At 34.8% G+C, this 24,702-nt stretch carries 20 protein-coding genes and 2 tRNA genes; 7 read left to right on the forward strand and 15 right to left on the reverse strand.

Annotated features, from left to right (window positions below; translation table 11 throughout):
• Both P8H68_RS05835 and ahcY read right to left on the reverse strand, forming a co-directional pair.
• On the reverse strand, positions 1-825 hold an 825-nt coding region (locus P8H68_RS05835; RefSeq protein WP_300322443.1), incomplete at its 3' end, for a hypothetical protein.
• A 225-nt stretch (positions 826-1,050) separates the two neighbouring features.
• Complete coding sequence (ahcY, locus tag P8H68_RS05840; RefSeq protein ID WP_300322444.1) at positions 1,051-2,367, reverse strand: adenosylhomocysteinase; 1,317 nt, start codon at positions 2,365-2,367, stop codon at positions 1,051-1,053.
• Between the two features lie 56 nt (positions 2,368-2,423).
• Between ahcY and P8H68_RS05845 the strand changes: the two genes are divergently transcribed.
• The 4 genes from P8H68_RS05845 to arfB are packed head-to-tail and all read left to right on the forward strand — an operon-like array spanning position 2,424 to position 4,798.
• Positions 2,424-3,047 (forward strand): 4'-phosphopantetheinyl transferase superfamily protein, encoded by a 624-nt coding sequence (locus P8H68_RS05845; RefSeq protein ID WP_300322445.1) that lies wholly within the window; start codon positions 2,424-2,426, stop codon positions 3,045-3,047.
• Positions 3,048-3,051: 4 nt separating this feature from the next.
• Entirely contained in the window at positions 3,052-3,774 is a 723-nt protein-coding gene (locus P8H68_RS05850; RefSeq protein WP_300322446.1) for a geranylgeranylglyceryl/heptaprenylglyceryl phosphate synthase, read from the forward strand.
• 7 nt (positions 3,775-3,781) lie between these two features.
• The gene (locus P8H68_RS05855) at positions 3,782-4,384 is read left to right on the forward strand and encodes a hypothetical protein (RefSeq protein ID WP_300322447.1); all 603 of its coding nucleotides are present in this window, start codon (positions 3,782-3,784) and stop codon (positions 4,382-4,384) included.
• Between the two features lie 12 nt (positions 4,385-4,396).
• Positions 4,397-4,798: an alternative ribosome rescue aminoacyl-tRNA hydrolase ArfB gene (gene arfB, locus P8H68_RS05860; protein WP_300322448.1), complete on the forward strand. Its 402-nt coding sequence runs from the start codon at positions 4,397-4,399 to the stop codon at positions 4,796-4,798.
• On the opposite strand, the gene P8H68_RS05865 is transcribed toward arfB, so the two are convergent.
• The 7 genes from P8H68_RS05865 to P8H68_RS05895 form a co-directional block, all read right to left on the reverse strand.
• Positions 4,787-5,500 (reverse strand): DNA alkylation repair protein, encoded by a 714-nt coding sequence (locus P8H68_RS05865; protein ID WP_300322449.1) that lies wholly within the window; start codon positions 5,498-5,500, stop codon positions 4,787-4,789. The two genes, arfB and P8H68_RS05865, sit on opposite strands and share 12 nt — an antisense overlap.
• 2 nt (positions 5,501-5,502) lie before the next feature.
• Positions 5,503-6,579: a cytochrome d ubiquinol oxidase subunit II gene (gene cydB, locus P8H68_RS05870; RefSeq protein ID WP_300322450.1), complete on the reverse strand. Its 1,077-nt coding sequence runs from the start codon at positions 6,577-6,579 to the stop codon at positions 5,503-5,505.
• 3 nt (positions 6,580-6,582) lie between these two features.
• On the reverse strand, positions 6,583-7,914 hold the full coding sequence (locus P8H68_RS05875; RefSeq protein ID WP_300322451.1) for a cytochrome ubiquinol oxidase subunit I: 1,332 nt from the start codon (positions 7,912-7,914) through the stop codon (positions 6,583-6,585).
• Between the two features lie 150 nt (positions 7,915-8,064).
• Positions 8,065-8,619, reverse strand: a complete 555-nt coding sequence (locus P8H68_RS05880) for an HNH endonuclease (RefSeq protein WP_300322452.1) — start codon at positions 8,617-8,619, stop codon at positions 8,065-8,067.
• Between the two features lie 239 nt (positions 8,620-8,858).
• Positions 8,859-10,961: a ferrous iron transport protein B gene (feoB, locus tag P8H68_RS05885; RefSeq protein ID WP_300322453.1), complete on the reverse strand. Its 2,103-nt coding sequence runs from the start codon at positions 10,959-10,961 to the stop codon at positions 8,859-8,861.
• Complete coding sequence (locus tag P8H68_RS05890) at positions 10,951-11,193, reverse strand: FeoA family protein (protein WP_300322454.1); 243 nt, start codon at positions 11,191-11,193, stop codon at positions 10,951-10,953. The genes feoB and P8H68_RS05890 overlap by 11 nt, the downstream gene beginning before the upstream one ends.
• Positions 11,194-11,304: 111 nt before the next feature.
• Positions 11,305-11,973, reverse strand: a complete 669-nt coding sequence (locus P8H68_RS05895) for an SCO family protein (RefSeq protein WP_300322455.1) — start codon at positions 11,971-11,973, stop codon at positions 11,305-11,307.
• A 169-nt stretch (positions 11,974-12,142) separates the two neighbouring features.
• On the opposite strand from P8H68_RS05895, the gene rseP reads away from it, so the two are divergent.
• Positions 12,143-13,489, forward strand: a complete 1,347-nt coding sequence (gene rseP, locus P8H68_RS05900; protein ID WP_300322456.1) for an RIP metalloprotease RseP — start codon at positions 12,143-12,145, stop codon at positions 13,487-13,489.
• A gap of 204 nt (positions 13,490-13,693) precedes the next feature.
• Here rseP and bioB read toward each other — a convergent pair whose 3' ends face one another.
• The 6 genes from bioB to P8H68_RS05930 form a co-directional block, all read right to left on the reverse strand.
• Positions 13,694-14,806 carry a biotin synthase BioB gene (bioB, locus tag P8H68_RS05905; RefSeq protein WP_300322457.1) on the reverse strand — a complete coding sequence of 371 codons (1,113 nt, stop codon included), beginning with the start codon at positions 14,804-14,806 and terminating at the stop codon, positions 13,694-13,696.
• An 82-nt stretch (positions 14,807-14,888) separates the two neighbouring features.
• On the reverse strand, positions 14,889-16,052 hold the full coding sequence (locus tag P8H68_RS05910) for a beta-ketoacyl synthase N-terminal-like domain-containing protein (RefSeq protein WP_300322458.1): 1,164 nt from the start codon (positions 16,050-16,052) through the stop codon (positions 14,889-14,891).
• A gap of 34 nt (positions 16,053-16,086) precedes the next feature.
• Positions 16,087-17,061, reverse strand: a complete 975-nt coding sequence (locus P8H68_RS05915; RefSeq protein ID WP_300322459.1) for a CorA family divalent cation transporter — start codon at positions 17,059-17,061, stop codon at positions 16,087-16,089.
• Positions 17,062-17,130: 69 nt separating this feature from the next.
• A complete protein-coding gene (locus tag P8H68_RS05920) occupies positions 17,131-18,192 on the reverse strand; it encodes a glycoside hydrolase family 88 protein (RefSeq protein ID WP_300322460.1) in 1,062 nt (353 codons plus the stop codon).
• Between the two features lie 427 nt (positions 18,193-18,619).
• Positions 18,620-18,693, reverse strand: a tRNA-Asn gene (locus P8H68_RS05925).
• 439 nt (positions 18,694-19,132) lie between these two features.
• A tRNA-Asn gene (locus P8H68_RS05930) sits at positions 19,133-19,206 on the reverse strand.
• Between the two features lie 255 nt (positions 19,207-19,461).
• Between P8H68_RS05930 and P8H68_RS05935 the strand changes: the two genes are divergently transcribed.
• Together P8H68_RS05935 and P8H68_RS05940 are read left to right on the forward strand one after the other, a co-directional pair.
• Positions 19,462-21,714, forward strand: coding sequence for a c-type cytochrome (locus P8H68_RS05935; protein WP_300322461.1), 2,253 nt, complete (start codon positions 19,462-19,464; stop codon positions 21,712-21,714).
• 224 nt (positions 21,715-21,938) lie between these two features.
• Complete coding sequence (locus P8H68_RS05940; protein ID WP_300322462.1) at positions 21,939-24,677, forward strand: 2-oxoglutarate dehydrogenase E1 component; 2,739 nt, start codon at positions 21,939-21,941, stop codon at positions 24,675-24,677.
• The last annotated feature ends 25 nt before the right edge of the window (positions 24,678-24,702 follow it).

Consider the following 24,702-nt stretch of genomic DNA (forward strand, 5'->3'; position numbering starts at 1 on the left):
CGTTTTAGCATCATTTTCATCTGAAATATTAGGCACGTTTGGACCAGATACGAAGGACCACATTCCAATTTGAGAACCTGTACCATCACCTCCAATAGATCCATCTAAATTAGTACCTGTACTTGTGGTATAACACTGCGACAAGGTTTTATCATTCCCTGCAATAGCGATTGGTTCTCCACCAAAATTTGTTACTTGAATTTCATCATAGGTACTGCAAAGTGTAGTCGTATTTTCAACAGTCCAACGCAATGTTGTGGTACCAATTGAAGTATTTGATAAAGTTATCTGTGAGTTTGCTGAAGAAGGATCTGTTAATGTTATTCCAGCTCCATTACCTCCCTCGATGGACCAGCTACCGCTAACCTCTACTATATTTGGATCTGTTGGCGTCGCATTTAACAAATACACTCCTGGGCAGCCCTCAATATCTGAACCTGCAACTGCATCTTGAATTGCATTTACTGTAATTGTGACCGATTGTGGATTGGCATCTACGGTATCACCACAGACAGCCGTAAGCATAAAAGTATAGGTATTTCCTCCAATGGTACCGATTACATCCGTTACTTCACTTGTAGGACTTTCTATGATTACCGAAGGACCTCCAGTTTGCACCCATAAAGAGGAATCAATCGCTCCTCCTAAAACACCTTGTAAAGTAAGTGTCTCTGTTTCACAGATTGTATTATCAATCCCTGCATTTACGGTACAGTTTTGCCCATAAATTTTTGAAGAAAAACTCGTTATTGTAATAAACACGAAGAAAACCAAAAACATCAGTCCCTTGACGTTTTTGAAATGGTGTTCGGAAACTCCTACCATACAGCCCTTTTAATTGATCAATTTTAAAACGAATATAGGAGTTTCATCAAAAATCAACAAGTTATTAACAATTTAACTATACAATTTCTAGCATTTATCATATTTCCCTAACATTTGTTAAAAAAATATCCAAAACATCACAATAAACAAAAAAACGCCTTGAGAAACTCAAGGCGTTTTTTTAATAAAATTCAGCACACTTCGGCAAGCTCAGTGCACAATATATTAATATCTATAATACTCAGGTTTGAAAGGCCCTTCCACTTTTACATCGATATAATCAGCTTGGTCTTGGCTTAATTCATCCAATTCTACTCCAATTTTAGATAAATGTAAACGTGCTACTTTTTCATCTAAGTGCTTTGGCAACATATAAACATCGTTTTTGTAGCTTTCTCCGTTCAACCACAACTCTAATTGTGCTAATGTTTGATTTGTAAATGAATTACTCATTACAAAACTTGGATGACCCGTTGCACAACCTAAGTTGACCAAACGACCTTCAGCCAAAACTAAAAACTCTTTTCCATCAATTGTATATTGATCTACCTGAGGTTTAATTTCAACCTTAGAAGCACCATGATTTCCATTCAACCATGCCATATCAATTTCATTATCAAAATGACCAATATTACATACAATAGCTTTGTCTTTTAAAGCCTCGAAATGACGACCCACAATGATATCTTTATTACCCGTAGTTGTAATTACAATATCAGCACGAGAAATAGCATTGTCCATTTTACGTACTTCAAATCCATCCATTGCAGCTTGTAACGCACAAATTGGATCAATTTCAGTTACAATAACTCTTGCTCCAGCACCTGCTAAAGAAGCAGCAGTCCCTTTACCAACATCACCATAACCAGCAACAACAGCCACTTTACCAGCCATCATTACATCTGTTGCTCTACGAATTGCATCCACTGCAGATTCTTTACAACCATATTTGTTATCAAACTTAGACTTCGTAACAGAATCATTCACGTTGATTGCAGGCATTGGCAATGTTCCTGCCTTTACTCTATCATACAATCTATGCACTCCTGTAGTTGTTTCTTCAGACAATCCTTTGATACCAGGAACCAACTCTGGGTAACGATCTAACACCATATTTGTCAAATCTCCACCATCATCTAAAATTAAGTTCAAGGGTTTTTTCTCTTCTCCAAAGAATAAAGTTTGTTCGATACACCAATCAAACTCTTCTTCATTCAATCCTTTCCAAGCATAAACAGAAATACCTGCAGCAGCAATAGCAGCAGCAGCTTGATCTTGTGTAGAAAAAATATTACAAGAACTCCAAGTTACCTCAGCACCTAAATCAACTAATGTTTCAATTAAAACAGCCGTTTGAATAGTCATATGCAAACATCCAGCGATACGAGCTCCCGCCAAAGGTTTCTGACCTTTATATTCTTCTCTTAAACTCATCAAACCTGGCATCTCTGCTTCCGCTAAATGAATCTCCTTACGACCCCAGTCTGCTAGACTAATGTCTTTTACCTTAAATTTTGTGTATGTTGACGTTTCTGAACTCATAGTTCTTATATTTGTGAATTAGGATGCAAAATTACGAAATACCTTTGACAATATAAATGCCTTTAGCCAAAACAATTACCGTTGACAAAAATACCACAGTTCTAGTCTGGAAAATAACCGAAACCTTACAAGAACTAAAAACTATTTTTTTATCCGCAAACAGCATCGCTCGCTTGACAAATATGAGATCGGAATTGCACCAAAAAGGATTTATAAGTGTACGCCATTTATTAAAAAAAGCGGGGTATTCAGATGCAGATCTTTTTTATTCTGAAACAGGAAAACCCAATTTAAAAGACGGGAAACATATTTCTATCAGTCATTCATTTACTTATTCTACTGTTATTATTAGCGATAAATGCGTAGGAATTGACATTGAAAAAAACAGAGATAAAATCAAACGTATTGCCCATAAATTTGTTGGTTCGGAATCTAGTTTTTTAACAGATGAAAATTTGATCGAGCAGCTTACCGTTTTATGGGGAGCAAAAGAAAGTCTTTATAAAATCCATCCAAAAGGCGGATTGCTTTTTAGGGAACACCTTCCGATAGACCCATTTGTTTTGACTCATAAAAAAACGACCGGTTGGATAAAAAAGCATCCTTGGAACGAACCATATGCTATTGAATTCGATTTTATCGATGGATTCACTCTGGCTTATGCAATCCCACTAGATTAGATCCATGAAAAGTTCAATACTACAAGATATTATTTGCGCTAAGCAAAACCAAAAAAAACTGCTCGCTATTTTATTAGACCCTGACAAATTGGATCTTTTAGAAATTCAAAATACGGTTGAGAAAATCAATAACTCTCATGCCGATTATATATTTATTGGAGGGAGTACTGTGGCGGCTGGACTTACAGAAGAATGTGTCCTACAAATAAAAATGCATACTAAAATTCCTATTGTTATTTTTCCTGGAGATCATAGTCAGATCACCAAGAAAGCTGATGCTCTTTTATTTTTATCATTGGTATCCGGTAGAAATCCTGAATACTTAATTGAGCAACAAATTAAATCTGTACCCTATCTGATAAAAAATCCTATGGAAATTATCCCGACAGGATATCTTTTAATTGACGGTGGCACTCATACAAGTACTCAGAAAGTAAGCAATACAGAACCCATCGCTCAAACGGAAATTGAACTTATTGCCGATACTTCTTTAGCAGCAGAATACCAAGGAAAACAATTGATTTATTTAGAAGCGGGAAGCGGTGCTAAAACACCGGTAAAAAAAGAAATCATCCAATCTGTTTCTAAAAATTGCAACATCCCTATTATCGTTGGTGGTGGCTTACGAGACAAAAAATCGATTGCAACTGCATTTGAAAGTGGAGCAGATTTGGTTGTTATTGGAACTGCTTTTGAAAAAAACTCTAATATATTGCGTACTTTATAATGTGATTATGAATAATCCAACCCAACACCAAACCATACAAACTGAATGGACACCTTTAAACAAAGGAGGTGCTAATTTTATCACTCACAATGCGAAAAAAGAAAATAATACAATCGTGTTTGAAAAAACGCTCATGTATCGTTTTGTTCCCTATGTTTTTATTTTCTCTTCGTTATTGACAGCTTGGTCTGTTTATTCTAAAAAGCTGTATACTGGAGAAAATAAAGATTTTTTATGGCTCACGATATTAGCTTCCGTTTTTATGTTTGTTGGAATTGTTTTGGTATTACGATTTAGGAAGCCGATTGTCTTTGATATGAATTCTGGTTATTTTCGTAGAGGGAAACTCCGAAAAAAATATTTAATGGACCCGTTCATTGAAGATAAAAACTGCACAAAACTTTCTAATATTCATGGGTTGCAAATTATTTCTGAACACATAAGAAGTAACGACAGTGATTCGCCGAGTTATTATAGCTATGAATTTAATCTAATTTTAAATTCTAGAAAACGAATTCACGTTGTGGACCATGGAAATCTTAACACACTTATGAATGATGTAAAATTGGTTTCTGAATTTATCAATGTCCCGATTGTCCAAACAGAATAATTTTTAACAGAGATGAACCAAAAAGGAATTTTATCGGAAATCAATTTAAAAGGCATTAGAAGTAGCGGTGCTGGTGGACAAAATGTAAATAAAGTGGCAACAAAAATTGAGTTGACCTTTGACTTGAAGAATTCTGCTGCTCTTTCAGAAAATGAAAAAAATGTACTCGCTAAAAAACTAGCGAATAGGATCAGCAAAGACTCAAATATTATTTTACAGTGTGATGAAAGTAGAAGTCAGTTTCAAAACAAGAAAATAATTATACAACGCTTTTTAGACTTGTTATTCGAATCTCTCAAAAAGCCTAAAATCAGAAAAAACACAAAACCAACGAAGGGAAGTATCAAAAGAAGATTGGATTCAAAAAAATCCAACAGTGAAAAAAAAGCGAATCGGAAAAAATTACGTTTTTAATTTTGGTCGATAGATCGCTCTAGGATAATCCAACACATTTAATTTTTCTCCCTGCAACTCTTTCAAAGCATCTTTTGCAATCCATTTGGCAGAGCGTTCCTCCAATAGAGCTATTTCCTCTGCGAGTGCAATGGCACTTTTTCTTAAATCTTGATTTCTTTTTCCTATTTGACGAATTGCCCAATTGACGGCCTTCTTTACAAAATTTCGATTGTCTTTCGCTTCTCTAAGCAGTACCGGAAAAAAACTTTCAAAGACTGAATTCTCCGCATTTTTATCAGCAAAGCCATAAACGGCCATCAACACCAAACCTGCTCTTTTGACAAACTCTTCTTCCCTACTACTCCACTCAAAGGCTTTTGTTAAAGCTAATTCGTGAAATTTGATCAGCTCCATACAAAAGGAATCACAAATCTCCCAAGTATCAAAAGTTTCTACCCAACTATCTAATAAATCTTCAGAAACTTCAGAAGGGTTACATATTTTACTGCATAAAATTCGAGCTTCATAGATTTCCGTATCAAAAAGTGCTATCCCAAGGGCCGTACTTTTGCCAATTTCCTTAGCCAGAATTTTCAAATCTTTATGATAAATCCCGAAAGTTCTATGGCTCGTTTTTACACCGAATTTACCAGCTTTAAAGGCCACCTTCTCAGGGTTCGCTAATTTTTCTAATGCAAGTATTACTTCCTCCTTTGTCATAATCAATGCTCTCCATAATCCACTGCATCCATTTTACCTCTAAAAACGCGATGCTGAACAATGAAATATAAAACCACCAAAACAATCCCAATCAAAAACCAATTCAGTCCAACCGACAACCCATATCCTTCTGTGATCGTATTATAGACAGTTAGCGAATCATTCATAGAATTTGTAGACGGTAGCAAAACTGGATACATAGCTGCTGCCGTTGTTGTGAATCCACCAAAAAGGAATAAGGTAGAACTTAAAAACCCCCAGATTTCTTTTTTATAAATTTTCACAGCAAAAAGTCCTGCAACACCCACTATGGTCATCAAAGGAAAAACAAACAATACAGGATACTCCTTGTAATTTTTAAATATAGTAGGTTGCACAATATCCAAGGTAGAAACGGATGCTATTAAAAACAACACCAGTAAAAAATTCAAACGGAATATCATTTTTTTCAATTGCTCATTTAGCGTTGAATTGGTTTTTAAAATAACCCAATTGGCTCCATGAATCGTTAATGAAATCACAGCGATAATTCCTAACAACAAGGTAAACCAATCAATCACTCCCAAGCGCTCTGCTAAAGGATCTAAACTACTATTCCATAACGGAAGAAAAAAATAAGTAGCTTCATAACTTGAAACACCGTTCTCTACACCTCCTAAATTCACACCTCGTACAACATTCCCTAAAGCTAGACCAAAAAACAAGGCCAATAACAAACTAGAAACACCAAAGGCTTTATCCCATATGGCATGCCACATGGAATGATGTATTTGTCCACGCAATTCTAAGCCAATGGCTCTGAATATGAGTAACCAAAGAATCATCATCAAAGGCAAATAAAAACCACTAAAAGCTGAAGCATACAATAACGGAAAAGCAAAAAATAAGAGTCCACCTGCCGCAATCAACCAAACTTCATTGGCATCCCAAAAAGGCCCAATAGACTTCGTGATCAGTTGTTTGTCTTCTTCTTTTTTCGCAAAAAACAAATGCACAATTCCAGCTCCAAAATCATAACCATCAAAAACGACATAGACTGCCAACATTCCGATCAATACGCTGTACCAAAATAACTCCATAGCTTAGTCTTTTAAAGTTTTTGGTCCGCTATACACTAATTTGCCCACCAATATGAGGAACAACAAACCTAATAATAAATAAAGCCCGATAAAGCCTAATAAGGTAAACAACGTATTCCCTGAGGAAACCGTTGGCGAAGCGCCGGCTGCAGTCCGCATCAAATCATACACCAACCAAGGTTGCCTTCCTAATTCGGCAGTATACCAACCCGTAATATTTGCTATATAAGGAAATGGAACCGCGAACAATAAGGCCCACAATACCCATTTTGTTTTCACCAAAATACCTCTCCACGATAAAAACATCGCCAAGGCCATCAATCCAATAAATAAGGTTCCCAAACCAACCATAATATGGTAAGAATAATACAAGCCAGGAACATTTGTTGGCCAATCTTTTTTATCAAACTCGTTCAAGCCCTTAACCTCAGCATTCCAATCTTGATACGTAAGAAAACTCAATACATTTGGAACTGCAAATTTATTATCCAAACGCTCTTCTTTCATGTTTGGCTGACCGATCAATACGATTTCTGCTCCACCCTCTTCGGTATGAAAAATTCCTTCCATGGCCGCAAAGGAAGCCGGTTGATATTTTGCAACATTTTTAGCATTCATGTCTCCTGTAGGGAAAGCAACTATCAATGTAGAAATCAACCCAAAAACCACTCCTGTTCTTAAAAATAATTTTCCGAATTTCTCATGTTTTTCACTCAACACATAAAATGCTCCGATACTCGCTACTACAAAAGAAGCTGTTACCAAGGAGGCTGCTTGATTGTGCAAATATGCCGGCAACAACCAAGGATTTGTAAACAATTCGGTAAAATTAGTCAATACGAATTTTCCGTTTTCTAAAATTTCATATCCTACGGGATGTTGCATCCAAGCATTGGTAGCCAAAATAAACCAACCGCTCATCCAAGAACCTAGAAAAACAAGAAAGCCTGTTAAAAAGTGAAGTTTATGTCCGAGTAATTTTTCACCAAATAAAAAGAGTCCTAAAAACGAGGATTCTAAGAAAAAAGAGAACATTCCCTCCATGGCTAAAGTCTGCCCCACAACACTACCCGTCAATTCAGAAAATTTAGCCCAATTGGTACCAAATTGAAATTCCATAGGAATTCCTGTAACCACTCCCATAGAAAAATTAATAGCAAAAATTTTCATCCAAAATTTTGCCGAATCATTATAAACAAGATTTTTAGAACGAAGAAATTTCCATTTGAAGTACACAATAATTAGGGAGAGTCCCATTGTTAACTGAGGAAATAAATAATGGAAAGTAATGGTAAATGCAAATTGCATTCTATCATAAAAAAGCATGTCTTCCATACCAGAGAGATTTTAATTCAAAGGTACGAAAACATGTTTTTTTAAAATTAAAAACACTATATATATTTCATGTTTTACCAACATAATTTTCTTTGAGAATCGAACATAAAAAAACACCCTTTTGGGTGTTTTAATATATTTTTATTTTCCTTAATAATCGGTGACATGTCCCCAATTTTCTCCAGATTTAATTCGGTACAATTGCATCTCTGACACGCCAAATTGTTTGGCAATCATTTTCATTCTGGTTTTCCTATTAGGATCATTGATTTTTCTTTTGATCAATCGCACACGAGCTTCAGTCAATTTAGCTGAATGTAACCTCGGTTTTCTATTGATATGCGCTGGTCCACTAAACTGATGTAATTCCTTTTCGCGTTTTGTAGCCCATTTCAAATTCTCAACACGGTTGTCCAACTTATCATAATTCAAATGAATTACATAAACCTCATCCTCTTTTCTTTCTAAAAAGTGTTGTGCAACCAATTTATGCACATACCTACCAGATTTTTTCCCATTGGACTTCTGGTACGCATTCATCATTGGATACCCGTTTGTTGGTGTTGTTTTTAAAAGATGGGTTTTTCCATTTTCTTCGACAGATATCACTCTACCTTGATTGGATATCCTGTTCTTTTTTTTGGTATACAATCCCTCTTCCAACTGAAGATCTTTCCAATCTTCATTAATGTCTTTTCTAATCATGATCTGTTTTTTTTGTGGTTATAAACACATCTTAATCAATAGCAATATAAATAGATCACTTTCTCGGGGTTCAGAAAGGTTATTTTACAATTATTCAGGACTGCAAGATATAAATTTTAGTGACATCCGCAATCAGAATCGCAATCCGTATTGTTCTTTCCCTTAAAAATAAACTTTTTTAAAAGAAAAACCATGGCCAATCCTAAAAAAACATACACCAAAATCTCTTGCATCACTCATTATTTTAAAATCGTAAAGGTAATCAAGGCAGAAACATAGGCTAATAGTCCCATTCCTACTAATTGAAAAACTGGCCATTTCCATGACTTTGTTTCTCTTTTAACAATGGCCAAGGTTCCCATACATTGCATTGCAAATGCATAAAAAACCAACAAAGACATTCCCGCAGGGAAATTAAATCTTTTCTCACCTGTATCCGGATTTACTTCAGCAGCCATTCGTTGTTTTATAGTCCCTTCATCATCAGAACCTACACTATAAATGGTAGATAATGTTCCTACAAACACTTCTCTAGCAGCAAAAGAACTGATCAGTGCAATCCCAATTTTCCAGTCATACCCCAAAGGAGAAATGGCAGGTTCAATTATTTTCCCCATGACACCGATGTATGAGTTTTCTAATTTATAAGAGGCTATTTCACTTTCAAGATCATCCTGATTTAAGTTTTTACCTACTGATTTTTCTGCTATTATTTTTTCCGCGTTTTGAAAATCATCTGTTCCATTAGACGCCAAAAACCATAAAACTATCGAAATAGCTAAAATAATTTTCCCGGCTCCTAAAACAAAGGCTTTGGTTTTCTCTATAACATCAAAAAAGATATTTTTTAAAGAAGGCAATTTATAGTTCGGCATCTCAACAATAAAAAAGTTTTTACTGTCAACTTTCAATACTTTATTTAAGATATACGCAGAGATGATCGCCGAAGCAAACCCTAAAGCATATAGAGCCATCAGCACCAATCCTTGCAAACTAAATACTCCAAGAACTCTACCTTCAGGAATAATCAAGGCAATGATAATCGCATACACTGGCAAGCGTGCCGAACAGGTGGTAAACGGGGTTACTAAAATAGTAATCAATCGATCTTTCCAACCCCCAATATTTCTTGTCGCCATAATCGCCGGAATAGCACATGCGGTACCAGAGATCAACGGAATAACACTCTTCCCACTCATTCCAAAACGACGCATAATTTTATCCATTAAAAACACAACACGACTCATATAACCGGTCTCCTCCAATACTGCCACAAATAAAAACAAAATGGCTATCTGTGGAATAAATATTACAATCCCACCAATTCCAGGAATAATCCCTTCAGAGAATAAATCGTAGAAAACACCTTCTGGCAAATTCTCTTTAGACCAAGCACTTAGATCTGAGAAGAAAACATCTATATAATCCATTGGCACCGAAGCCCAATCAAACACAGACTGAAACATCAACAACAAAATACTTGTGAAAATCACATACCCAAATATCTTATGCGTAAGAACCTTATCCAACGTACTACGCAAATCTGTCCCATTTGTCCTATCAATACTATAGGTTTTTTTCAACACCTCATTTATATATTGATACCTGTAAATAGTTTCTTTGTGCTGATACTTTTTCAACTTTTCACGATCCACTTTAAACTTATCAATGATATGTTTTGAAGCTTCAGATATAAAAGAAACGTGATTTTTTTGAGTGATTAGCAACCAAGACTTGTACAAAGAAAACCCACGTAAACTAGACTTTACTTCTTTAAAATACGCTTCATCAATTTTTTCTGATATTGAAAAAAGCGGATTGACATCACACTCTGTATACTTAGAAATAGCTTCTTTTACATTCTCAATACCGTCTTTTTTTCTAGCACTGGTAAGTACTATTTTTGTCTTTAAAATAGATTCTAATTTCGCAACATCAAGAGAAATACCTTTACGCTCCATTTGATCTACCATATTGATCACTAAAATCGTAGGTATTTTTAAATCTTTAACTTGAGTAAAAAGTAATAAGTTTCTTTTCAGATTCTCCACCTCCGCGACAACAATCACCAAGTCTGGATACTCTTTTCCTTCGTTATTTAACAAAGTTTCTAAAACAATACTTTCATCCAAAGAAGTCGGATTGATACTATACGTCCCAGGTAAATCTGTAATAATTGCAGAACTCCCATCTAACAAATTGCAAGTTCCTTGTTTTTTATCAACCGTGATCCCCGGATAATTACCCACTTTCTGGGTCAAACCTGTAAGCTGATTGAACAAAGAGGTTTTTCCTGTATTTGGATTTCCTACTAAGGCAACATTTAATTTTTTAGAGCTCATCACACAATCGTTTTACAAGAATTATACGTTCTGCGGTTTCTCTTCGGATTGCAAAATGACTCCCATTTACATCTATATATAAGGGATCTTTTAAAGGAGAAAATTGAATCAAGGTAACTTCCTTACCAGGAATACATCCCATTTCCATTAATGCCAATGGTATTTCATCAAAAGACAGCTCTTCAATAATGCCTTTTTCTCCTCTCTGTAAATTTGCAACGGTATGTATCAATTCTTTACTATTTAATAAAACAACACTGTTTTATGTAGTGTGCAAATATATTAAATTAGAATCGTTCTAAAATAAGTTTTCTCCTGTTTTTATTTCTATCGAGAGTTAAAACTATTCCTTCTTAAGAAGATGAATATCCTCAATTATTCGTTGAATTTCTTTGGGATCAGTCCCGTCGTAATACCCGCGAATTCTTTTCTTTTTGTCTACTAAAATAAATTGTTCGGTGTGAATAAAATCTTGAGAACCTCCATCACCCTCATCTAAAACGGCGAAATAACTTTTTCTAGCCAAGTTGTAAATTTCTTTTTTCTCACCCGTTACCAAGTGCCATTTAGCATCTACTACTTCTTTATTCATTGCATATTCTTTTAACACAGAAACACTATCCATTACAGGAGTGACTGAGTGAGACAACAACAATATATCATCATCCTTCAAGAACGCTTTTTGAATTTCAACCATATTGGTGGTCATGATAGGACAAATGGTTCCACAACGAGTAAAGAAAAAATCTGCAACATAAATTTTATCCTTAAAAGTAGCTTCGGTAACAAGTTCTGCATTCTGATTGACCAATGCAAAATTTGCAATTTTATGGTTCTTTTTTACGTGTTGCAAAGAAGCATCTACCAATCTTGGATTTACATCAATCGGACTATATACAGGCAGTTTTTTTTCGGGTGTCAACAATTTATAAAACACGAATATCCCCACAACACTAAAGACCAACATCACCAAAAGTGTTGGAATTGATTTCTTAAAATATTTGATCTCCATAATTGAGATCAAAATTACGATTCTCGGTGGAAGAAATTTATTTTTATTTGAGAAAATCCTGTCTTTAACACAATTTAACTCAACAGAATGCAATTCTTTCTACAAATCAATTTAAAGCCTTTATTTAAAATTGTACATTTGCTTTCGATTTTTATACCTAAAAAAGCAAATGGAAGTTTTTATCAAAGCATCACAATTTTTATTAAGTCTATCATTATTAATTGTACTGCACGAGTTGGGGCACTTTATTCCAGCTAAATTATTTAAAACCAGAGTAGAAAAATTCTACTTATTTTTCGATTATAAATTTTCAATTTTCAAGAAAAAAATAGGAGATACGGTATATGGTATTGGATGGATTCCATTGGGAGGATATGTGAAAATATCTGGAATGATTGATGAAAGTATGGATACGGAGCAAATGGCATTGCCACCGCAACCATGGGAATTTAGATCTAAACCGGCTTGGCAGCGTTTGATAATAATGCTAGGTGGAGTTATCGTAAACTTTATTCTTGGATTTGCTATCTATATTTTGATCTTATTTACTTGGGGAGAAAGCTATTTACCTAATGAAAATGTAAAAGACGGTATTTGGGTTACAGATTCTTTAGGAATTGAATTGGGCTTAAAAACAGGAGACAAAATTAAATCGGTTGATGGAAACAAAATAAAGGCATTTTCTAGTTTGCCAGGTGAATTTATCAATGGTACTTCCTATATCATTGAAAGAAATGGACAAACTATTGAAAAAGAAGTCCCTGTAGATTTTATTTCAAAATTAATTGAAAAAGGAAAAGGAGTGAGACCTTTTATATCTCCAAGAATTCCTTTTGTGATTGGTGGATTTGGTCCAGAGTCAAAAAATTCTGAAAGTGGATTGCTTCCAAAAGATTTAATTTTAGCCATCAATGGAACTCCTATAAAATACTTTGATGAGGCCAGTGCTATTTTAACGACCTACAAAAATCAAACAGTGACATTAGCTGTTAAAAGAAAAAATGAAGACATCACTGTTCCTGTAAACTTAGACGAAAATGGAAAAATAGGAGTTAGTCTTGGTAGTTTACCTGATGTAGACATGGAAAAATTAGGTTACTACACTCTAGAAACAAAAGAATATACTTTTGCACAGGCCATTCCTGCCGGAACAGCAAAAGGGGTCAAAACTTTGACGGATTATATCAAACAGCTGAAAAAAGTTTTCAATCCAGAAACTGGTGCTTATAAAGGTTTAGGAGGATTTATTTCTATCGGAAGCATTTTCCCTTCCACTTGGAGTTGGCAATCTTTTTGGGGAATTACAGCCTTTTTATCGATCATGTTAGGTTTTATGAATTTACTACCTATCCCTGCCTTAGATGGAGGTCATGTAGTATTTACATTATATGAAATGATTACAGGAAGAAAACCTTCTGATAAATTTTTAGAATATGCACAAATCACAGGATTTGTTGTTTTAATGGCCTTATTATTATTTGCCAATGCAAATGATGTCATCAAGTTATTCCATTAAAATTTTCATTTATAAAACAGAAAAGACCTCTTGCAAAAACAAGGGGTCTTTTTTTGCCTATTAAAATTGTTTTTTTTGAGCTCCCTCTCTTTATCATCGTTCAAAAGACAAAGTTGCGTAATAAAAAAACTTATTTTTTTTCGATAAAAAAAAACCTTCACAAATTAAATTATGAAGGTTTTACTTTTATTGTATCGACAAGAATTAGTTGTCTTTCAACTCAGCTCTAATTTCTTTAGCACTTGCTTTAGCAGCTTCGTTTCTTTCAATTTTATGTTCTGGACGCGTCCATTTTGGATTTTCTCCTTTTGCTGCTAACTGAGAATCTTCAGACTCTACAGTTTTAGGCTGTACCTTTTTTGTAAAAGGTTTCATTGCGTTTAAACCTAATTTCTCAAACAACTTCATATCCTCATCAACATCAGGATTTGGAGTTGTCAATAATTTATCTCCTGCAAAAATAGAATTTGCACCTGCAAAGAAACACATTGCTTGTCCTTCTTGGCTCATTTGAGTTCTACCTGCCGACAAACGAACTTGCGTTTCTGGCATCACAATTCTAGTAGTGGCTACCATTCGGATCATTTCCCAAATTTCAACTGGTTTTTGCTCTTCTAAAGGAGTTCCTTCAACCGCTACCAATGCATTGATTGGAGTAGATTCTGGTTGTGGATTTAACGTTGATAAAGCTACTAACATTCCAGCTCTATCTTCAATAGATTCTCCCATACCAATAATACCACCTGAACAAACAGTAACGTTTGTTTTACGTACATTATCAATCGTATCCAAACGATCTTGATACCCTCTTGTAGAAATTACTTCTTTATAGTATTCTTCTGAAGAATCTAAGTTGTGATTGTATGCATATAAACCAGCTTCTGCCAAACGCTTTGCCTGATTTTCTGTGACCATACCTAAAGTACAGCAAACTTCCATATCTAACTTATTAATGGTACGAACCATTTCTAATACCTCATCAAATTCAGGTCCGTCTTTTACATTTCTCCAAGACGCTCCCATACAAACTCTAGAAGAACCTCCTGCTTTTGCACGCAAAGCTTGCGCTTTTACTTGTTGCACTGGCATTAGGTCATTCCCATCAATATCGGTATGATAACGAGCTGCTTGTGGACAATATCCACAATCTTCAGAACATCCTCCTGTTTTAATTGATAATAATGTTGACACCTGAACCGCATTTGGGTCATGGTGTAATCTATGTATTTGAGCTGCTTCGTACAACAACTCCATTAATGGTTTATTATATATGTCAAGAATTTCTTCTTTCGTCCAATTATGTCTTACTTCACTCATAATTTTTCTTAATTTAAAGGTTCAAAAGTACGTAATAAAATTGTCATTATTATGACTTGAATCATAATAAGCAGGAAAAGTCTTATTTAGAACTCAACAAAATACTCACTGCATTTCCGCCAAACCCAACGGAATTCACCAGGATGGTTTCAAGCTTTTTTGGGGCTTTAGAAATAGTACTAAAAGGTACTTCAATAAATTGCTGACGTTGCAACATTAATATTGCCAACTCCATACTCAATACTCCTGAGGTTCCAAGTGTATGACCTATTTTCCACTTGTTAGTAGTCAAAGCAGGTATTTGCTCACCAAATATTTTTTGAATTGCATTGTATTCAGAGCTATCTCCCTTAAGAGTACCAGGTGCATGCATCACAATAGCATCCACAGTATCCAATCCAGCATCTTTTAAGGCCATTTTCATAGACTTCTGAAAACATTCAGCATTTGCAGATATTGAAATATTATGCTTTAATTCCTCTGTAGCATACCCTATACCTTCAATTACTGCCAAGGATTTTTCAGAAACTCCTTTTTCTAAACACATAGCAACAGCGCCCTCACCCACTACCATTGTATTGATCTCTTTATCAAAATCTAACGCTTTACAAGGAAAAATATCTTCTTTTACAATGGGTGCATAAATTTTTAAGGCCCGCATTTGAGCTATGGTAAAAGCCGTATTTGCTGCTTCACTTCCTCCTACTAAAAACGTCTCAGACATTCCTGATCGAATCCAAGCAATTCCATTTAAAACCGCATGCAAAGCAGTAGAACATGTTATGGAATGACTTATATCAGGTCCGGAAGTTTGTAAATCTTGCGCTACCCAAGAGGCAATATTCCCTAAAGTTGTTGTTGGAGAAGTTAAGGTAGCTGTTTTACCGAATTCATTTGTTTTAAAATCATCATAATAATTTTCAAATAATTCTGTAGCCCCTCTAGACGAACCTATGTTCACACCAAAATCTGCCGACCAATCTACTTGACTCAAAGCCTTTCTTGAGGTATATATTGCAAATAAAACAGAGCTATCTAAATTTTTATATTTAGAATCGGAATTTCTTAAATCATTTAACTCCTCTTTTATATAAACAGGAATCTCTCCTACATATGCATCAAATTTCTCAAAATTTTTAACACTTAAAAAAGTCTCATTTTTTAGGTAGTTGTTCCATATCTCATCGGGGCTTGACCCCAAACTAGAAACCGACGATAGTCCGGTAATAGATATTTTCTCCTTCATGTAATCCTACTTGGTTAAGCCGCAAATATACATATTAAAACCATTTTTTCCTTTTAAAAAACCAGACACTTATAAGGGTGATCACTAGCATTGCGCTTAACAAAATAAAATATCCATTCTTATTTCGCAGCTCAGGAATATTTTCAAAATTCATCCCATAAATTCCTGCAATAAAAGTCAATGGAATAAATATCACAGAGAAAATCGTTAAGGTTTTCATCACCTCATTCAAACGATGCCCCTGAATACTAAAAATTAAATTTATCTTACTTTCTAATTCTTGAATTTCAAAATCAATCTCGCCAATTAAATTATTTGTTTGCTCTTTAAGCTCACTAAAATATTTGGTTTCAAAATCATCAAAGGAAGTTTTTTCAAGCTTGATAATAATATCACCTAAACTAATGGAAGCTTTTTTAAATTTAAATAAAATCTGTTTTCTTTTCTCAACTTTTACCGTAAACTCAGGTGTGGGCTTTACATTTGAAAAATTAATATCTTTTAATTCTGAACGATCTTCATAAGCATCATGATAATGATCTATAATAGATTCCAAAATTAAATACAATAAATAATCTGCGTTTTTCTTTCTTGTAATCCCTTTATTAGACTCTAATCTTTGTCGAATCCAACCAAAATGATCTCCCGCTCTTTCTTGTATAGACCACACAAATTTATGAGATACTATCAAAACCATTTGCTCGGATTTGAAATCATCTTCATCAGTTTTCAATACACGAATCGTGATCAAAGAAACATCATCCAACTCTATCACTTTATTGGGATGAATATCCTCGGTCAGAAGCTTTGTCAAAAAATCATCTAAACTATTATTTTTTACGATTTTTAAAAACTCCTGTTTAAAAGCAAAACCATAGGTATTCAACCATTGAATCCTACCATTTTCAGCAGGCAATTTAATGGTATCAATATCTGACACTTCAAATTTCTCGTAAGAATTGGCATCATAATTTATGACGGAACTTTGACTATTAAACTCCTGAGACATTTTTTTCGATTGAGAATTATTCTTAAAAATAACTTTTCGAAATGAAAAAACCTCTTTTTCCGAAATATTTTATCGATACAATTTATAAACTTCAGTTCCCGCACTCAAAAAAGCACCGGTACCATATACCTCCGTTTTATCTGGCCAAGCCTGACCCGGAGCAGCTCCAATAGGCTGTACGTACCCCAACATTCCCTCTTCAGTAATATGACTTACCAGTGCCTTCCATGCTTTTTCCACAGCAGGTTTATATACATCACTTTTTAAAATGCCATTATTGATTCCCCAAGCCAAACCATAAGTAAAAAATGCAGTTCCGCTTGTTTCAGGAGTTGGGTAAAACTCTTCTCCTAGCAAACTCATTGCCCAATGCCCTTTGGTTGTTTGAATCTGAATAAGATTTTTTGCCATTTTTTTATAAATTTTCAAAAAGTATTGATACTCTTTTTGAGAAGGATCCAGTTCGTTTAATATATTTACTAATCCAGCAAAAACCCAGCCATTTCCACGAGCCCAAAAAACCTTAGTTCCATGGTCTTCTTTTGTTTTAAATCTCTCGTCTCTATAATACAAACCTTCTTTTTTATCAAATAAAAACGCAGTAGTCGCTTTGTATTCCGACACCATAAAATCTAAATATTTTTGCTCACCAGTAATAGTATATAACTGAGCCCAAACGGGTGGAGACATAAATAAAGCATCGCACCAGTTCCAACGGTCTTGATGAAATGGAGTCTCCCAATTCAATTTACTTTGGGAAGGGTGAAATCTGATAAACTCAAATTGTTTTATCGTTGGCTCGATCATCTTTTTATCTTCGTACTTTTTATAAAGATTACAATACAACTGTCCTACTGTATGATCATCAGCATGGTACTTTCTATGATGCAATTTCCATTGTTGCTCTTCTGCAATACTTTTCAACCAATCAAAATAACTTGGATCACCAGACATCTCTGCCCACTTGTACATCCCTACATATAATGCTCCACTCGTCCAATCTGCAATATGATGAGCTCTTTTTCTTCCGCTAAAAGTATCCTTAAAATGTTCTATCTGCCAATCGGCAACTTTTTTCATTGTAGCCTGCACAGCATCTGCATTAATTGCTTGACCAAAACTAGTTGACATGATAAAGGTAAAAGCAACGCCCAGTAATAATTAATGTTTCATAAGTTAATTGATTTGTTAGTTGATCTATAAAAATAAGTCAAATGCAGATAATTTTATAAAACTCATAGGATTATACTGTTCTTTTAACCGTATAAAACAATCACAAACCTCTTTAAACAAAGGAATCTTAAGCAAAAAAGTGCTCGTCAATGGCACCCAAAAAAGATAAACACAACAGTAACTACACCGCAACTAGCAAAAAAAACACTTCATAAACAAAAAAAGAACTACACTTTCGTGTAACTCTTTTGTTTTTTGCTCCTCCTCATTTCGACAGGCTCCATGTGAACTTGGGCTTACTTCGACAAAGCTCAGCATAAACTTCTCGCCCAAAAGCATCCACAAAAAAAAGAGCTACACTTTCGTGTAACTCTTTTGTTTTTTGCTCCTCCTCTTGGGCTCGAACCAAGGACCCTCTGATTAACAGTCAGATGCTCTAACCAACTGAGCTAAGGAGGAGTTTCATATAGAATGCAACCCATTTCTGTTTTGCGAGTGCAAATATAACTAATATTTTAAATCCTACAATAAGAAAGTAAAAAAATATAAAATTAACATATGTTTAGGTAGGGTCTTTTCAATCTATACTGTCTATATAACAAACCCTATTATAAAATGAAAAAATGTCCACAATGCAATTCTTCTTATAGAATGCGAATCAAACGAAATCGACTCTTAAAATCAATTCCATTTGTAAAAGCATACCGCTGTGAAAAATGTTTTACCAAATATTTATTTATCCCCCTCTCTAGAAAAACATTTAGCTATGAAAAAAATGAATTTTTAGAAAGCTTATAAAAATATACGTAAAACCTAAACTGAACATACTCAGCAACCAATTACCTTCAAAATAAAACAAAAAAAGAGTTACACTTTCGTGTAACTCTTTTGATTTTTGCTCCTCCTCTTGGGCTCGAACCAAGGACCCTCTGATTAACAGTCAGATGCTCTAACCAACTGAGCTAAGGAGGAGTTTCATATAGAAGGCAAACCATTTCTGTTTTGCGTGTGCAAATATAGATTATATTTTAATTTCTACAAGAAAAAAACTTAAAAAATCTACATTTTTTGCTGAAAAAACACTGCGTAAAAACCAAAGTGAAACAAACATTTCATCTCGACAAAATATTCGGCATAATTCTTGCTAATTCAACCATCTAAAAAACAACAAGCTAAACAACGTAAACATTGAAATTACCTATCTTTGTTGCAAACCGAAACACCTCCATGATTTTAATTAAATTTCTAAAAAAACTTACTCTAACCGCTGCATTCTTTTTTCTAACGTTTACTTTTCACTGTTGTTCTCCTACGGATTATGAGGAACCTAAAGTTTCATTGGACTCTTATTATATAGAAGAAGGTTTTCAACTAGAATCTATTTGCTCAGAACCTTTTATTGAAGCACCTGTCACCATGGACTTTGACAACAAAGGTCGAATTTGGGTCGTAGAAATGAGAGGCTATATGCAAAACTTAGAAGGTACGGGAGAAGAAATGCCAAATGGAAGAATTACCATTTTAGAAGACTTTGACAAAGATGGTATTACTGACCATGCTAAGGTTTTTATGGAAAATTTGATTCTGCCAAGAGCAATTGCTCATGTGTATGGAGGACTCTTATATGCCGAACCACCTAAATTATGGTTTGTAGACATACAAGATGATAAGCCCGTGAACAAAGTATTGGTAGATGCTCATTATACCCATGGTGGAAACGTAGAACATCAACCAAATGGTTTGATGATGCATATTGACAATTGGATTTACAATGCCAAATCAAGTGCTAGATATCAAAGAAAAAATGGCAAATGGATCAAAGAATCGACTCGCTTTAGAGGTCAATGGGGAATCAGTCGCGACAACTTTGGTAGAATTTATTACAACAACAATTCTACACAACTAATAGGAGACTACGTACTTCCGAATACGAGCTCTAAAAACAAACATCAACTCATTTCTGAATCCCTTGGAAAAAGAACCATCAATAATAACAGAGTATTTCCATTGCATGCAACAGCAGTCAATCGAGGTTATATTCCGGGAAGATTAGACAAAGACAGCATTCTTATCAATATTACAGCAGCTTGTGGACCTGTTATTTATAGAGGAGATAAATTTCCGTCCTCTTATAATCAAAATGCTTTTGTATGCGCACCAGAAGCCAATCTGATCAAAAGAAATGTTTTAGATTTCTCACAGACCAGAACAAAAGGTCAGCAGGCCATCCCTAAAAAAGAATTCCTTGCCTCTACTGATGAAGGTTTTAGACCCGTTAATTTATTCAATGGACCCGATGGTAATCTATATATAGTGGACATGCATAGAGGAATCATCCAAGACAAAGCCTTTCTTACACCTTACCTGAAAAACTTATATGCAAAAAGGCAATTAGACACCGTTATTGGAATGGGTAGAATATTAAAAGTATCACCCAAAAACAGCAAACAAGAACCTTTTACAAATCTAGACAGATTAACGGTACCTGACTGGGTAGCTCTTTTAAAACATTCCAATGGTTGGCTAAGAGATAGAGCACAACATATATTGATCTATCGATTTGAGGAAATTGCCATTCCTGCTTTAAAAAAAATGGTATTTGAAAAACATGCTTATGCTCAAACACATGCGTTGCAAACCTTAGAAGGCTTACACGCTTTAGATTTCTACTTTTTATCTAAAGTACTATCCGAAGTAGACAATATTGAGACTTTAAGTCACGCCCTAGTCATATCAGAAAACTATGCTTCAAAAGAAGCTCTAGACACCTTTATCAAATGCCTGCATACGTTGGAATTAAAAAATAATGCAACGCTAGATATTTATATTGCAAACTCTTTAGGAAATTGGCTTGCTCACTCCAAAGAAAAAACATTTTCAATTTTAGCAAAAATCCAAAACAAGTATCCTAAAGACAATCTATATAATGAAGCCATTATCAGCAGTCTTAGAAATTACGAAGAGGACTTTCTTCTTTATTTAGAAAAAGAAAAACTTACGGAAAATCAATTAACATATTTAGTTAAAGAGACCATTGCTGAAAAAAATGACACGAATCATCAAAGAGCCAAGGATAGAAAAACATCAGCCTCTCTGAAAGCCGGTGAAAAAATATTTAAAAACATTTGCGCTACCTGTCACGGAACAAAGGGTCAAGGAATCAGCAGTTTGGCACCTCCTTTAAAGAACTCTGAATATGTTAACGGACCTTCTGAACGTCTTGCATTAATCGTTCTTCATGGCCTTTCTGGACCGATACATGTAAACGGAAAACTTTACAACCTAAGCGCAACCATGCCAGGTCTGGTAAATAATGTTCGTTATAACGATTATGATATTGCCAATCTTATCAATTATTTACAACACAATTTTGCTGGCAAAAAAGCTACCACCAGCAAACGCAGTATTAAAAAATTACGATTGTTAAAACCTCAACAGGGTGTTTATACCGAAAAAGAGTTATTAAATCGAAAATATTAACGTAAACTTCATACTAGCTGTTTACAAAACATAGGTGTTTTGCGGAAGTGGCACTTTTAAATATGGTCAAATCGCATATTTTTAATGTGTAAATTAACAGAAAAAATAAAATCTGTTATATTTATTTACATTATTAACAAATCGATAACCAATACACGGTTTTTTGGCCAAAACGTTGTACTTTTGCTAAGGTTTTTAATAAAATACCGAGTATTCTATAAAATATGGACAAATTTTCGTTCTTAAACGCAGCACATTCCGGCTTCATTGCCGATTTATACGATCAGTATCAAGTTAATCCTGATTCCGTAGAACCTAGTTGGAAGAGTTTTTTCCAAGGTTACGACCTTGCTAATGAAGACTATTCTCTAACAGGAGAAGAAAACACTAACATTGATATTCCAGAACATGTAAACAAAGAGTTTCGTGTGATAGAATTGATTAATGGATATAGATCTCGTGGACATTTGTTCACTAAGACAAATCCTGTTCGTGAAAGACGCCAGTACAAACCGACTTTAGCTATTGAGAACTTTGGTTTGACCAAAGAAGATTTAGATATTGTTTTTAGTGCCAGTGAAATTCTTGGTTTGAAACCAACGAAACTTTCTGCTATCATCAACAATCTAGAGCAAATGTATTGCGATTCTATCGGTGTAGAATATATGTACATTCGTAACCCTGAAGAAATTCAGTGGTGGCAAGATCGTTTGAATAAAAACAACAACCACCCGAATTACAATGTTGACTCTAAGAAATACATTCTTTCAAAATTAAATCAAGCGGTTGGTTTTGAAGATTTCTTACAGACTAAATATGTAGGTCAAAAACGTTTCTCTCTTGAAGGAGGAGAAGCATTGATTCCTGCTATTTCTGTTGCATTGAGAGATGCAGCTGAAAAATTTGGTGTTAAAGAATGTGTATTAGGAATGGCACATAGAGGGCGTTTGAGCACCTTGACAAATATTTTCAAAAAGCCAGTTCGTGATTTGTTTTCTGAATTTGAAGGAAAAGACTTCGACGACGAACATATTGATGGAGATGTAAAATACCATATGGGACTTACACGTAGTAAGACTTTCCAAAATGGTGAAGTGATGAAAATGAACTTAGTTCCAAATCCATCTCACTTAGAAACAGTGGCTCCAGTTGCCGAAGGTATTGCCAGAGCAAAAATTGATAGAAAATACAAAGGTGACGATTCTAAAATCTTACCTATTATAGTGCACGGTGATGCTGCTATCGCAGGTCAAGGAATTGTATATGAAGTTACTCAAATGAGTAAACTGAATGGATACAAAACCGGTGGTACTTTACATTTAGTAGTAAACAACCAAGTTGGATTTACCACTAACTATTTAGATGCTCGTTCTAGTACCTATTGTACGGATGTTGCAAAAGTTACTCTATCTCCTGTACTTCACGTAAATGCAGATGATGTTGAAGCTGTTTGTCACGCTGTTGAACTAGCTCTTGAATTTAGAATGAAATTCAAAAGAGACATTTTTATTGACTTATTAGGATACCGTAAATACGGTCATAACGAAGGTGATGAGCCACGTTTTACACAGCCTAACCTGTACAAAACAATCTCTAAGCATAAGAACCCAAAAGACATATATGTTGATAAATTGATCAATGAAGGATCGATTGATGCGGCCTATGCGAAGCAAATAAAAGATGAATTCAAAGGTATGCTGGAAGAGCAATTCCAAAAAGCCAAAGGAGATTCTACTTCTAAAGTAGTTCCTTTTATGCAGCATACTTGGAAAGAATTTGTCAGAGAAAACTTAGAGGCTATGTTGTCTCCGATTGACACAACATATCCTATTGAAAACTTAAAAGGAATTGCGAAAGTAGTTTCTACTGTTCCAGAAGGAGTAAAATTTGTAAGAAAAGCAGAGCGTATTGTAAAAGGGCGTGATAAAATGGTTTTCGAAAACAATTTACTTGATTGGGGAATGGGTGAAACATTAGCCTATGGTTCTTTATTAGAAGAAGGGTATAATGTTAGAATTTCTGGACAGGATGTTGAACGTGGTACTTTTAGTCACCGTCACGCAATTTTACGTGATGAAAACACAGAAGACAGAATCAACTTGATCAACACAAACCCTAAGAACAAAGGGGAAATGTTTATCTATAATTCCTTATTATCTGAATATGGAGTATTAGGATTTGATTATGGTTACGCCATGGCAAACCCAAATACTTTGACTATATGGGAAGCACAATTTGGAGATTTCAACAACGGAGCACAAATTATGTTTGACCAGTACATTTCTGCCGCAGAGCACAAATGGAAATTACAAAATGGTATTGTAGTATTATTGCCACATGGTTATGAAGGTCAAGGTTCTGAGCATTCATCTGCCAGAATTGAAAGATTTTTACAATTATGTGCAGAGGATAATATGACGCTTGCTGACTGTACAACACCGGCAAACATGTACCATTTATTGCGTCGTCATATGAAACGTAAGCACAGAAAACCATTGATTGTATTTACTCCTAAAAGTTTGCTACGTCATCCTAAGGCTGTAAATCCGATTGAAGATTTTGCGAATGGAAGTTTCCAAGAAGTAATTGACGATACCATTGCACCTGAAAACGTTACAAAAGTTGTTTTCTGTACAGGTAAGTTCTACTATGAATTACTTGAAGAAAGAGACTCAACCGAACGTAATGATGTTGCTTTGGTTAGAATAGAACAATTATTCCCTTTACACGAAGAGAAATTGCAAGCAGCTATCGATAGATATCCAAATGCTAAAGAATATGTTTGGGCACAAGAAGAGCCTAGAAATATGGGAGCATGGAGTTTTATGTTGCAAAGATTTAACTTGGTTAAATTAAGCGTGGCTTCTAGAAAATTCTATTCAGTTCCAGCGGCTGGTTCTTCTGCTAGATTTAAGAGAAGACAAAGAGCGGTAATTGATATGGTTTTCAATCCAGAAAAATAAGCTTCGACTAGCTCAGATTTGGGAA

This window comes from Flavicella sp. (assembly GCF_029238425.1).
Classification (GTDB): Bacteria; Bacteroidota; Bacteroidia; order Flavobacteriales; family Flavobacteriaceae; genus Flavicella.